The 12883-nt window shown below is 68.8% G+C and carries 11 protein-coding genes; 8 read left to right on the top strand and 3 right to left on the bottom strand.

All coding sequences use genetic code 11. The annotated features are described in order from the left end of the window. Positions 1 to 90 precede the first annotated feature (90 nt). From FK531_RS22265 to FK531_RS05055, 3 genes are all read left to right on the top strand, one after another. Positions 91 to 246 carry a hypothetical protein gene (locus FK531_RS22265; RefSeq protein ID WP_181762826.1) on the top strand — a complete coding sequence of 52 codons (156 nt, stop codon included), beginning with the start codon at positions 91 to 93 and terminating at the stop codon, positions 244 to 246. Positions 247 to 346: 100 nt separating this feature from the next. Continuing rightward, complete coding sequence (locus FK531_RS05060) at positions 347 to 1207, top strand: SDR family oxidoreductase (RefSeq protein ID WP_142095782.1); 861 nt, start codon at positions 347 to 349, stop codon at positions 1205 to 1207. A gap of 223 nt (positions 1208 to 1430) precedes the next feature. Continuing rightward, positions 1431 to 2852 carry an Ig-like domain-containing protein gene (locus FK531_RS05055; RefSeq protein WP_181762825.1) on the top strand — a complete coding sequence of 474 codons (1422 nt, stop codon included), beginning with the start codon at positions 1431 to 1433 and terminating at the stop codon, positions 2850 to 2852. A 72-nt stretch (positions 2853 to 2924) separates the two neighbouring features. On the opposite strand, the gene FK531_RS05050 is transcribed toward FK531_RS05055, so the two are convergent. Beyond that, entirely contained in the window at positions 2925 to 3608 is a 684-nt protein-coding gene (locus FK531_RS05050) for an ABC transporter ATP-binding protein (protein ID WP_142095779.1), read from the bottom strand. Positions 3609 to 3636: 28 nt separating this feature from the next. Beyond that, entirely contained in the window at positions 3637 to 4704 is a 1068-nt protein-coding gene (locus FK531_RS05045) for an ABC transporter permease (protein WP_142095777.1), read from the bottom strand. Between the two features lie 200 nt (positions 4705 to 4904). Here FK531_RS05045 and FK531_RS05040 point away from each other — a divergent pair, with 200 nt between their 5' ends. The 5 genes from FK531_RS05040 to FK531_RS05020 all read left to right on the top strand — a co-directional run bounded on the left by FK531_RS05040 (position 4905) and on the right by FK531_RS05020 (position 11347). Continuing rightward, positions 4905 to 6074, top strand: a complete 1170-nt coding sequence (locus FK531_RS05040; protein ID WP_435531022.1) for a sensor histidine kinase — start codon at positions 4905 to 4907, stop codon at positions 6072 to 6074. Continuing rightward, positions 6071 to 6703: a response regulator gene (locus FK531_RS05035; protein ID WP_142095773.1), complete on the top strand. Its 633-nt coding sequence runs from the start codon at positions 6071 to 6073 to the stop codon at positions 6701 to 6703. Before FK531_RS05040 ends, FK531_RS05035 begins: the two co-directional genes overlap by 4 nt. Before the next feature lie 268 nt (positions 6704 to 6971). Then, a complete protein-coding gene (locus FK531_RS05030) occupies positions 6972 to 8660 on the top strand; it encodes an alkaline phosphatase family protein (RefSeq protein ID WP_246097896.1) in 1689 nt (562 codons plus the stop codon). 125 nt (positions 8661 to 8785) lie between these two features. Then, the gene (locus FK531_RS05025; RefSeq protein ID WP_142095769.1) at positions 8786 to 10003 is read left to right on the top strand and encodes an arginine deiminase; all 1218 of its coding nucleotides are present in this window, start codon (positions 8786 to 8788) and stop codon (positions 10001 to 10003) included. An 87-nt stretch (positions 10004 to 10090) separates the two neighbouring features. After that, complete coding sequence (locus FK531_RS05020; RefSeq protein WP_142095767.1) at positions 10091 to 11347, top strand: COG4705 family protein; 1257 nt, start codon at positions 10091 to 10093, stop codon at positions 11345 to 11347. Here FK531_RS05020 and FK531_RS05015 read toward each other — a convergent pair. Further along, on the bottom strand, positions 11327 to 12616 hold the full coding sequence (locus tag FK531_RS05015; RefSeq protein WP_142095765.1) for a sensor histidine kinase: 1290 nt from the start codon (positions 12614 to 12616) through the stop codon (positions 11327 to 11329). The two genes, FK531_RS05020 and FK531_RS05015, sit on opposite strands and share 21 nt — an antisense overlap. Positions 12617 to 12883: the final 267 nt, after the last annotated feature.

The following is a 12883-nucleotide window of genomic DNA, read 5'->3' as shown; positions in this document are numbered from 1 at the left end:
GCGAACCAGGGCGGTCGAGGTGGTCAACGTTGTGGTCTCGATCCGGTCGGCCGGTTGGCACTCGTCGCGCGGCGGAGCAGACTTGACGGCATGGATCACAGGATGACCGACAACGAGTTGCGCACCGCGATTCGGACGTTGCGAGACCGTGCCGACGAGGCCCGCCGCCACGACGACACGGCGGCCGCCGACGCCATGGAGAAGACGATCCGCGACTACCAGGACGAGATGTCGACTCGGCTGTAAGCCGGTGCGGCACCGCGATTCCGACGGGCCCCGACCGTCGGCGACCGGCCGCGACTACCCGGGCCTGCCGCCCGCGGTCGCCGCGTAGACTCCGCCTGACGTGACCACACGGCAGGGGGAGACAGCGGTGAAGGATCTGCGCGGAAAGAAGTGCCTGATCACCGGCGCCGGCAGTGGGATCGGCCGGGCGACCGCCCTGGCCACCGCGGCCGAGGGTGCCGAACTCTTCCTCACCGACATCAACGCCGTGGGACTCGAGGAGACCGTCGCACTCGTCCGCCGCGCCGGCGGGACCGTGTCGCAGTCGCGGGCGCTCGACGTCTCCGACTACGACGCGGTCACCGCGTGGGCTCAGGAGGTCGACGCCGACCACGGCGCGCTGGACGTGGTGATGAACGTCGCCGGCATCTCCGCCTGGGGCACCGTCGAGAACCTCGAGCACCGGCACTGGAAGTCGATGGTCGACGTCAACCTGATGGGCCCGATCCACATCATCGAGAACTTCGTGCCGCCCATGGTGCGGGCCGGTCGCGGCGGCCACCTCGTCAACGTGTCCTCGGCGGCGGGCCTGCTCGCGCTACCGTGGCACGCCGCGTACAGCGCCAGCAAGTTCGGCCTGCGCGGTGTCTCCGAGGTACTGCGTTTCGACCTCAAGCGGCACCGCATCGGGGTCTCCCTGGTGGTGCCGGGTGGGGTGAAGACCCCACTGGTGGGCACCGTCCAGATCGCGGGGGTGGACCGCGACGACCCGCGGGTTCGGAAGTTGGTGCACCGCTTCGAGAAGCGCGCGGTCACACCGGAGAAGGTGGCCGACTGCATCGTGCGCGGCATCAAGCGTGACCGCTACCTGGTGTACACCTCCAACGACATTCGCTTCGGGTACTGGTGGGCCCGCAAGTTCGCGCCGCCGTACGAGTTCGTGATGCAGAAGGCCAACGACCAGTTCAGCAAGTTCCTGTAGGAGCGATCCCGGGACTGACCTATTGGTCTGTTTTTTCTCTGTACAGACCGGACAACCGTCCATCTTGTTGGTCGAAAGTGCCCTCGCGCCCTTTCCGGGCGTGGTCTACTGCCTCTCGATTCGGTCCACGCCGATGGCCCCGAAAGTTGGGGGAGTCGGTTTCCGGGACGACAACACTGGGTGTTCCCACGCTGGTGGGTGCCCTCGGCTCTGGAGGAAAGACATGTCGGGGATGTCTGTGCGCCGCGTGGTCGCGGCGACGGGTGCGTTAGCGGTCGCCGCGGGTTTCGCGGTGACGATGGGGGCGGGTGCCGCGGTCGCGGCCCCAGGGACGATCACGTGGGCGGACGGCGCGGTGAACTTCAGCCGCACCGTGAGCAACACCGCCCCGCTCGAGGGTGAGGTCGTCACCGTCACGACGACCGTGGCGGGAGCCAACACCGTCAACTGGTTCGAGGACGACCACCCGACCTGCATGAACTACGTCGCGGGCTCGGCGACGGTGGCCGGTATCCCGGTCGCGCTGCAGAGCCAGGGCGCGGGCACGTTGCGCGTGGCCGGCAGCTGGCCGGTGGATGCGACGAACTCGCCGACCTTCTCCTTCCAGTACCAAGTCGGGGCCAACTGCCCCCGCGCGGCGGCGCTGAACTCCGGAATCCAGTACAACGGCGCGGCCGCGTCCGGCGCGTACCTCAACCAGGGCCCGGCGTTCATCGTGCCGAAGAACGTCACCACCACGACCCTCGCGCCTGTCGGGGTGCTCCAGGGCGGCGTCAAGTCGACTCTGAAGGCGAACGTGCTCGGTGGTCGGGCGGGCGATCTGGTGCAGTTCTTCGCGGGCACCAACAAGATCGGTCAGGGGAGCCTGGACGCCAACGGCGCGACCTCGGTCGACTGGACCCCGGCCTCCACGGACGCCGGTTCACACGACTTCACGGCGACGTTCCTGGAGACGCCGTTCTCGGCCACGTCGACCTCGGCAGTGCAGACCGCGACGGTCGCTCCCGGCAACATGACGACGCAGACGACGCTGATCATCCCGACCACGTCACAGACCAATGTCGACGTGAGCCTGCAGGCGCAGGTGTCACCGTTCCCGGGCGCGGGCACGGTGACCTTCAAGAACGGCATGACCGTTCTCGGCACCGGCACGGTCGGCGCCGACGGCAAGGCCAGCGTGGTCCAGAACTTCAACGTGGCCGGCGACAAGTCGATCACCGCGGAGTTCTCCGGTGCCCCCGGATATGCCGCCTCCACCTCGAACGTGCAGACACTGAGCATCACGACCCCGGGTGCGACGGACGTCGCGACCACGATCACCTTCAATGTGCCCGCGGTTGCGCAGAAGGGCAGCGCTATCTTCCTGACGGCCAATGTGGCCCCGAAGGCCCAGGGTGGCACCCTGCAGTTCTTCAGCGGGCCCGAGCCGCTCGGTAACCCGGTCACCGTGACGGGCGGCGTCGCCAACCAGACCTACACGTTCACCGTCAACGGCCCCGTCGACATCCGCGCGGTCTACACCGGCGCACCGGGCTACCTCGCCTCGGAGGCGACGACGACGATCACCGTCGCCGATTCGGTGCCCTCGACCGGCGGCGGCACCGGCAGCGCCAGCGGACTCGGCGGATTGTTCGGTAGCAGCTAGCGCCACATCACCTGATACAGCCGTGGGCCCGGACGCACTCAGCGTCCGGGCCCACGGTCCGTTCAGCCGGTGTCAGGCCGGCACTGCCGCCCGGGTCAACCGGCCACTGTGCATCTCGTAGACCTCGTCGACCAGATCGAGCTGACCGAGGTCGTGGGTGACCATCACGATCGCCACGTCGCGGTCCCGGCTGAGATCGGCCAACAGCCCGACGATCTCACGACTCCGGCTCTCGTCGAGCGCGGACGTCGGCTCGTCCACCAGCAGCACCGAGGGGTCGTTCATCAGGCTCCGTGCGATCGCGACCCGCTGGCGCTGGCCGCCGGAGAGCTGGTGCGGGCGCTTGTCGAGCTGCTGTTCGAGGCCCAGCGAGGACAGCAGGTCGCGGGCGCGGGCCCGCTGGCCGCGGACCTTGCCGCCGCTGAGGTGGGTGATCATCAGCAACTGTTCGGTGGCGGTGAGCGAGGCGATCAGGTTGGCCTGCTGGAAGACGAAACCGAGCTGCGTGCGTCGGACGGTGGTGCGCTCCGACCTGCTCAGGTCGGTGACGTCGACGCCGTCGACGGTGACGGTGCCGGAGTCTGGGGTGATCAGCAGCCCGGCGACGGCGAGCAGGCTGGACTTTCCGGACCCCGACGGTCCGGTCACCGCGACCAGTTCGCTGCGGCCGACGGCGAAGTCCACGTCGTCGAGGGCCCGCAGTCGGGTGTCGCCGTCGGGGTAGGTCAGGACCGTGTTCTTCAGCGCGATGCTCATGTGGATCTCCTGTTCCTGGGGGTGGGGGTCAGCGGGCCGAGCCGAGCGCGGTCAGCGGGTCGACCGAGACGATCCGGGTCAGCGCGGCGGTCGCGCCGAGCATGCCGAGCGCGATCAGGGCGAAGAAGGGCAGGAATGTGCCGGTCGCGGTGAGGGTGAACGGGACCGCCGTCGAGGCGACGGCGCCCAGCCCGACTGCGGCCAGCGTGCCGAGGCCGGCCCCCAGGACGAGCACCACCAGCCCCTGGCCGAGCGCGTCCCGGAGCAGGTATCCGGTGGACGCGCCGACCGCCTTGAGCACGGCCAGGTCCTGGCCCCGCTGGATCGTCCAGATGGTGAAGAAGGCGCCGACCACCAGCGCGCTGACCACCAGCAGCATCCCCTGCATCAGCAGCAGCGAACCGTGCTCCGAGGTGTACGACCCGATCGCGTTGATCGCGCCCTGCTCGTCGGTGATCGCGGTGCCGGTCGCGGCGGCCGCCGCGTTCGCGTCGAAACCGCTCGAGGTCCGCATCGCCACCACGGTGCCTTCGCTACCGCCCGCGGTCGGTAGTTTCAGCCAGTCGGTGCGGTCGAGCCACACCACCGACTGGTGGCTGTAGAACGAGTCGTCGACCAACGCCGAGACGGTGAACGGTCGCCCGCCCAGCTCGACGGTCCGGCCGACGGTCCAGTCGTTGTCTTGTGCGAGTTCACGATTGACGGCGAGCTCGCCGGGAGTGAGCGGGACCGGGGCGGCGAAGGAGGAACCGTCGACGCCGAAGGCGCTGGCGCTGACGTCGCGTCCGTCGACGGTGACGCGGGCGGGCGCGATGCCGATGACGGTCGCCGCGTCGACACCGGGTGTCGCCGCGAGCGCGCGCCCCTGCTGCTCCGTGACCTGGGAGTCGGTGAACGACACCTGCTGCCCCTCGGCGGGTGCGCCGAAGGCGAACGAGGTCGCGCCGAGATTCTTCACGGCCGCGATCGACTGGTTGCCCAGTCCCGCCGTCAACCCGGAGAGCATCACCACCATCAGTGAGATCAGGAACAGCACCACGCTCATGAGCGCGAAGCGGCCCTTGGCGAATCGGAGGTCACGAATACTGAGGAACATGGCTACCAGCCTGGTCCGCGAGGCCGGGTCGCGGCATCGCGCAACGGATGGGTGCGGCGGTCAATCGAAAGTTGGAGATCGCCCGTCGTGGCCGGTCAGGGCGTCGGGTCGGTGTTAGCGTGGATGCAATGCAGCACTCGGACACCCGCCACGGCGACGGCGCGGCACAGACCCGCGGCCACGACGACGGCCCGGCGTCGGTGCTGCGCATCATGCAACTCGGCGCCCACGCCCTGTTCGTGCTCCTGCTCGCGGTCGGTGCGGCACGCAGTGCGGCGGACGGCGAACACCGGCCCGGCGCGCTGCTGCTCGCCGGCGTGGTGCTGGTCTGGTACCTGCTCGGCATGTGGTTCGCACGCAGGTCCGCCGCGACCGGCAACGACTGGTACGGCCGGGTGTGGCTCGGCGTGCTGGTGCTCGGTTGGCTGGGTCTCGCGGCGTTGAGCGTCAACTTCGTGTGGTTGGCGTTCCCCCTGTTCTTCCTGTGCTTCCACCTCCTCTCGACGCGCAGCGCGTTGGCGTCCACGGTCGCGATCACCGCGGTGGCGGTCGGTGCCGTGCTCTGGCACGGCACCGACAACACTCTCGCCTCCATCCTGGGCCCGATCTTCGGCGCCGCCGCCGCCTCCGGCATGGCGGTGGTCTACCAACAACTGCTGCGCGACGCCCAGCAGCGCCGCCGCCTGTTCGACGAGCTGACCCGCTCGCACAACGAATTGCTCAGTGCCCAGGACGAACTCGCCTCCCTCCAGCGGGAGGCGGGTGCGGCCGGCGAGCGGGCCAGGCTGGCCCGTGACATCCACGACACCCTCGCCCAGGGGTTCTCCTCCATCGTCCTGCTGGCGCGGGCGGGGCAACGCAGCGACGAGCCGACGGCGATCCTCGACCAGATCGCCGAGACCGCGCAGGACAACCTGACGGAGGCGCGCCGGGTGGTCGGGGCCCTGACCCCGTCGGCTCTCGAGGACGCGTCGCTGGCCTCCGCGTTGCGCCGGCTGCTGGTGCAGCTGCGCGAGCACACCGGCATCGCCGGCGAGCTGGTCGTCGACGGCGAGGACGTCGCACTGCCGATGGACTACGACGTGGCGCTGCTGCGGGTGGCGCAGAGTGCGCTGGCGAACGTGCGACTGCATTCGGCGGCCCGGCAGGTGCGGCTGACTCTGAGCTACGGGATCGACGAGGTCCGGCTCGACGTGGTCGACGACGGCGTCGGGTTCGATCCGGACGGCGAGTTCGCGTCCACCTCGTTCGGTCTGCGCGCGATGCGGGACCGGCTCGACTCCTTCGGTGGCGCACTGGTCGTCGAATCGGCGCCGGGCGACGGAACGGCCCTGGCGGCAACGCTTCCCGTCGGGCAGGAGCAGCGATGACCGGCGAGCGGCTTCGCATCCTGCTGGTCGACGACCATCCGGTGGTGCGGGCCGGCATGCGTGCGCTGCTGTCCTCGCACGAAGGCCTGGACGTGGTCGCGGAGGCCTCCTCCGGGGAACAGGCCCTCGAACTCGTCGACAGCGAACGGCCCGACGTTGTGCTGATGGACCTGCGGCTCGGCGAGGGGATGGACGGTGCGCAGGCCACCGCGGCCCTCTCCGCCCGCCCGGACCCGCCGCGGGTGGTGGTGCTCACCACGTACGACACCGACGCGGACATCCTGCGCGCCGTCGAGGCGGGGGCCGCGGGGTACCTCCTGAAGGACAGCGACCCGGCGGTCTTGGTCGACGCGGTCTGGGCTGCGGCACGCGGTGAGACCGTACTCAATCCCGATGTCGCGCAACGGCTCTTCCAGCGAATCCGGTCGCCGAGGGTCGAGCTGAGTTCACGCGAGACCGAGATCGTGGCGCTGGTCGCGCGCGGGCTGTCGAACCGGGCTATCGCCAAGGAGCTGTTCGTCACCGAGGCCACCGTGAAATCGCATCTGGTGCACGTGTTCTCGAAGCTCGAGGTGGACAGCCGAACGGCCGCAGTGGCCGCCGCCCGGGAACGCGGGCTGATCACCTGACGGCTCCGGTCCGAACTCGACCTTGGTGACCTTCGCGGCACTTCGGGCGCAACGGGCAAATTGACTTCGAATTCCTGTGCGGCTCAAGCCTATTGAGGGAATCACCAGACAAAAGGGTCAGTCTGCCGGCTCAATTCCGTTGCGACGGCACATGTTCGGGCAGTGTACATCTGCCGTGTTGCGGGAGTTTGCCCGGTCGAGGTGTCCTGATCCGGCCGCCGGCGAGGGTCCGGTCGCGGGAGGGGTTCCGATGTCGGGAAGATCCGTTGTGTCCAAGAGTGCGGTGTGCGCCAGTGTGGTGTTGGCGAGCGCCGCGTTCACCAGCTCCATCGCCGCCGCAGCGCCGCCGGAGAGGGATCCGGCGGCGGCCAAGCATGTGCTGCTGATCTCGGTGGACGGGCTCCATCAGAGCGATCTCGCGAAATATGCGGAGCAGCACCATGAGTCGGCTCTCGCGCACCTTGTTCGCGACGGCGTCGACTACACCGCGGCGCAGACGCCGGTGCCGTCGGACTCGTTCCCCGGCATGGTTGCCCAGGTGACCGGCGGAAACCCCCGGACAACCGGCGTGTACTACGACGACAGCTACAACCGGTCACTGCTCGCCCCCGGGACCACGTCCTGCGCGGGAGTCGCACCCGGCGCACAGGTCGAATTGACCGAGGCCCTGGACAAGAACCCCGACTCGATCGATGCGGGGCAAGGACTGTCCGGGCTGCCGGCCGCGATCCTGTCGATGACAGGGAACCCGCGTTCGGTGATCGACCCGAGCAAGTTGCCGGTCGACCCCAAGACCTGCACGCCGGTCAGCGCCCACGACTACCTGCAGGTGAACACCGTCTTCCAGGTGGCCAAGCAGGCGGGACTGCGGACGGCGTGGTCGGACAAGCATGCGGCGTACGACATCCTCAACGGTCCGGGCTCGATCGACCCGAGCATCGACGATCTGTTCACGCCGGAGGTCAACAGCCAGGCTGACGGCGTCCCCGCGGGGAAGGACTGGACCAAGGACAACGCGAAGACCCAGCAGTACGACGGATACAAGGTCCAGGCCGTGCTGAACGAGATCGACGGGTACGACCACTCACGGACCACCAAGGCCTCGGTACCGGCGATCTTCGGCCTGAACTTCCAGTCGGTGTCCACCGCACAGAAACTGCCGGCATCCGGCGGCAAGCCCGGCGGCTACCTTGCCGACGGCGCCACACCCGGTCCCGTCCTCGCCTCGGCACTCGACTTCGTCGACACCCAGGTCGGACGGATCGTCGACGAGATCCACAGCCGGCACCGCGAGGACGACACCACGATCATCCTCTCCGCCAAACACGGACAGTCGCCGATGAACCCGGCCACGCTCACTCGCATCGACGACCAGCCGATCATCGACGGGCTCAACGCCGCCTGGGCGGCCGCGCACCCGGGTACGCCCGCGCTGGTCGCACACGCGGTCGACGACGACGCGATGATCATGTGGTTCTCCGATCGGTCCTCGGCCGCCGCCGCGTTCGCCAAGGACTACCTGCTGCATCACAACGGTGTCGGCGCCGACGTCAACGGACAGTCGAAGCCGTACACGGGATCCGGCGTCGACGTGGTCCACGCGGGAGTCGACGCCGCGGCGTTCTTCGGAACCGCGCCGAGTGATGCGCGCGTGCCCGACCTGTACGCGATCGCGCAGCACGGGGTGGTGTTCACCGGCGGCAAGGGCAAGATCGCCGAGCACGGCGGCGCGGGCGCGGAGGACCGCAACGTACCGATCGTGATCCGTGGAGAGGGTGCCGCCAAGCATGGCACCGTGACCGCCCCCGTCGAGACCACCCAGATCGCACCCACGATCCTGACGTTGCTCGGACTGGATCCGCTGGCATTGCAGGCCGTGAGGTCGGAGCACACCGCCGTGCTGCCCGAAACGACTGGGCAATCCTTCGGCTCGGACAGCCTGCAGTTCGGTTCCTGAACAAGGTTGGCACTCGCCGGCTTCGGCCTGCCGGCGAGTGCCAACGGGAACCACGCGCCGCTTCCTCCGTTCCGGCGCCGCACGGACGGCTCGCGGCGTGCGCGTGGTGGAACTACCGTCGTGTCATGGCCAGCGAGCGCACGTCCGGGGTGGGGGTCGACTCCGAGGTGGGGACCCTGCGTACGGTGCTGCTGCACCGGCCGGGCGACGAACTCAAGCGGCTGACCCCGCGCAACAACGACCAGCTGCTCTTCGACGGCTTGCCGTGGGTCGATCGCGCCCAGGACGAGCACGACGCCTTCGCCGACCTGCTGCGCTCGCGCGGGGTGGACACCCTCCTGCTCTCGGACGTGTTGACCGAGGCGCTGACGGTCAGCGGGGCGGCGAGGATCCAGGGGATCGCCGCCGCGGTCGACCCGCGGCGACTCGGACACACCCTCGCCCAGGAGCTGTCGACGTACCTGCGGACGGCGGACCCGGTCACCCTCGCCACGGTGCTCACCGCGGGAATGACGTTCGACGAGTTGCCGATCGGTCCCAGTGGGGCGTCCCTGGTGCGGCGCATGCACCACGGCGGGGACTTCGTGATCGAGCCGCTGCCGAACCTGCTGTTCACCCGCGACTCGTCGTTCTGGATCGGCGATCGGGTCGCGATCACCTCGCTGGCGCTGCCGGCCCGGGCGCGGGAGGCGTCGTTGACCGACCTCATCTACGCGCACCACCCGCGTTTCCTCGGTGTGCGACGGGCCTACGAGTCGCACACCGCGCCGGTCGAGGGCGGCGACGTGTTGCTGCTCGCGCCGGGAGTGATCGCCGTCGGAGTGGGGGAGCGGACGACGCCCGCTGGGGCGGAGGCGTTGGCACGCAGTGTCTTCGAGGACGATCTCGCGCACACGGTGCTGGTGGTGCCGATTCAGCAGCAGCGAGCGTCGATGCACCTCGACACCGTGTGCACGATGGTCGACGTGGACGCGGTGGTGATGTACCCGGCCGTCGCGCACACCCTGACCGCGTTCACCCTGCGCCGTGAGGACAGCGGCGTCAGCATCCGTGGCGCGGACCCGTTCGTCGAGGCTGCGGCCGACGCGATGGGCATCGGCAAGCTACGGGTGATCGACACCGGACTCGACCACGTCACCGCCGAGCGCGAGCAGTGGGACGACGGCAACAACACCCTGGCGTTGGCGCCGGGCGTGGTGGTGGCCTACGAGCGCAACGTCGAGACCAACGCGCGGTTGGAGTCGTCGGGCATCGAGGTGCTGCGCATCGCGGGCTCCGAACTCGGTTCGGGACGCGGCGGCCCGCGGTGCATGTCCTGTCCGGTGCAGCGCGACCCGGTGTGAGCGGGCCTCGACTGCAGATCTGGTCAGTCGCACCGCGGCTCCGAGCCTCAGCGTCCGTTCAGCAACGTGTCCTTACTGTCGGTCGTCGTGACCGACACATCGAGATCCGAGGCCGTCAAGACCCAAGATGCACTGCTGAGCAAGGTGCCCGAGATCACGGTGTGGTTCTGGGTCATCAAGATCCTGTGCACGACAGTAGGGGAGAGTTTCGCCGACTGGATCAACATGACATTGGGCGTCGGCCTGAACACGACTGCGCTCGGCTTCACGGTGGTCCTTGCCGCTGTCCTGGGCTGCCAACTGCGCCTCAACCGCTATGTGCCGCTGGTCTACTGGCTGACAGTCGTCGTGCTCAGCGTGACCGGCACCCTGTACACCGACATCCTCACGGACAGCCTCGGTGTACCGCTCGCGGTGAGTACCAGCGTCTTCGTCGGGGCCCTGGCAGCGGTCTTCGGCGTGTGGTTTGCGCGCGAGCGGACCCTGTCGATCCACAGCATTGTCACCATGCCGAGGGAGTTGTTCTACTGGCTCGCCGTTCTGGTCACGTTCGCCCTCGGAACTGCGGCTGGCGACTGGACGCTCGACCTCACCGGTTGGGGACCGGGCGTCTCGGTTCTCCTGCCGACCGCGCTGATCGTCGTGGTCGTGATCGGCTGGCGGCTCGGTGCGAACGCTGTGCTGTCCTTCTGGCTCGCCTACATTCTGACCCGGCCGCTGGGCGCGAACCTCGGTGACTGGTTCGCATCCCCGTCGACCGAGCACGGTCTCGGTTTGGGCACCGCGGTCACCAGTGCGATCTTCCTCGTCGCGATTCTCGCCACGGTCGTGTACCTCACGCGCACCCGCAGCGACGTCATCGAAGACCGGGACCGCACCCACGCGCAGGCCGCGGCTTCGCGCCCGGATCGCGAACGGGTCATGCTCGGGTACTACGCCGCGATCGCCGTAGCCACCGTCGCCCTGCTGGCCTGGTCCTCAGGGCAGCCGCACGCAACCGTGGCGAGCGAAGAAGAAACCGGCACGGCAACCGTGGCCACGACCCTGAGCCCCGGGCAGGTGACCGAGCACTTCCCGCCGTCCGACGTGGCGAACTTCCGCGTGATCGCACAGGACACCCTCGCAAAGGTGCGGGCCGGCGACCAGGCTGACGCGACAGCGCGGGTCAAGGACCTCGAAACTGCGTGGGACGACGACGAGGTGTCCCTGCGTCCCGCGGACGAAACCACCTGGCGCGTCGTCGACAGCCGGATCGACAGCGTCCTCAAGGCGTTGCGGGCCGGCAGACCCGACCCCGCCACCGAGACGCGCACTCTCACCGCACTATTGACCGCGCTCGAGTGAGGTAGCTGCCGAACGAGCGCAGCGCTGCCGGGTGGCCGGGATTCCGGGGACGTCGACGCGGGCCACGGCTCCGGTCCGAGTCCCCGGGCGGACGCTCAAACTCCCACCTGCCGCGGCCAGACGAAGCTCCTGTGAAGCCAGACCGATGTGCCCGGCAGTCAGACTCCGGTCGCGGACCTGTGCGCCGATGCCGACGCCGTCGTCGACGACCTCGAGTGTGGCCCGCTGGCCGGTCCACCGGAGATCCACTCGAACGGATTGCGCGGCAGCGTGTTTGACGACGTTGGTCAGCAACTCCCGCGCCACGCCGTACAGCATCGAGTCCACCGACGTACGAAGACCGTCCGGCCAGCCTTCCGCGTTCACCTCACAGTCGAAACCACCTCGAACGGCGGCGGACCGGGCGAGGTCGGCGAGTGCCGGCGCCAGTCCGACATGTTCGAGGACGGCAGGGTGCAGTTCGGAGGTCGCACTGCGCAGCAACCTCGACGACTCGTGCAGCGCCTCGTCCATCCGGTCCAGTGCATCCGACTGTCCGTTCCGGACGTCGTCGAGGTCCTGTCTGGCAGCGAGCACGTACTGCAGCGCACCGTCGTGCAGTCGTTCGGACAGTGCCTGCCGCTCACGTTGCTCGAGGTTCATCAGCTCGGCGAGCAGCGCGGTGCGGTCGCGCACCAAGGTGCCGATGGTGTGTACCCGGGAGCGTTGGATCCACGACAGCCCGATCGCGCCGCCACCCAGTCCGGCCAGAGCCATCGTGCTGAGCAGGATCGACGACCACGGCTCCTCGTTCGATGTCATCGTGGCCCAGCTGGCCGTCAGGAACACCGCGACGGTCGGCACCACCACCGCAGCACACACTCCCGGACGCAGCTGCGTGCAGGCCAGCAGGGGGATCATGAACAGCGCGTTGGTGAGTATGTTCGCCGTCCAGCTCTGCTGTGCGGCAATTCCCGCCACCAGTGTCAACGCCGCGACAACCGCAAGGTCGACAAAGAGGGCGAGCCAACTCGCGTCGACGTGCGCCCGGCCGCTGTGGCCCATCCACACCGCAACTGCTGCCGCCCACAACGCGTAGCAGGCGAATATGGCGTAGCACACGGCGGCGTCGCGAGCCGGGGGGACGACCACCAACGTCAACGCGATCAACACCACCAGCACCGTTCGCACAGCCAACTGCAGCCGCACCCCGCGGTACGCATGGTCGGCGATGATTCGCTCGAGGTCCGGGGTGTCGCCCAGACCCATGAACGCCGCAGATTTGGACATGGTGATCTCCCGACAGTGGCAGGCCCGTACCGCCGCGGCAGTGCCTGGCACCGACAGGCAGTTTACAGACATCTGGGCAGGTCAGGGTCATATCGGATCTCCAATGACTCCCGCCGGGTGGATCGACTCCGACGCCGCCGGACAAGATGTCTGTGCGAGGTCCCGGGTTCGCCGCTGGTGATCGGTACCGTGGTCGGTGTGTCCAACCGTGCACCACGGGATCCGTCGCGCAGGGCTGCGCCGCGGGGCGGGCCGATCGCGGATCGC

The sequence above is a fragment of the Rhodococcus spelaei genome (assembly GCF_006704125.1).
GTDB classification, from domain to species: domain Bacteria; phylum Actinomycetota; class Actinomycetes; order Mycobacteriales; family Mycobacteriaceae; genus Rhodococcus_G; species Rhodococcus_G spelaei.
This window is presented reverse-complemented; position numbering and strand designations above follow the sequence as displayed.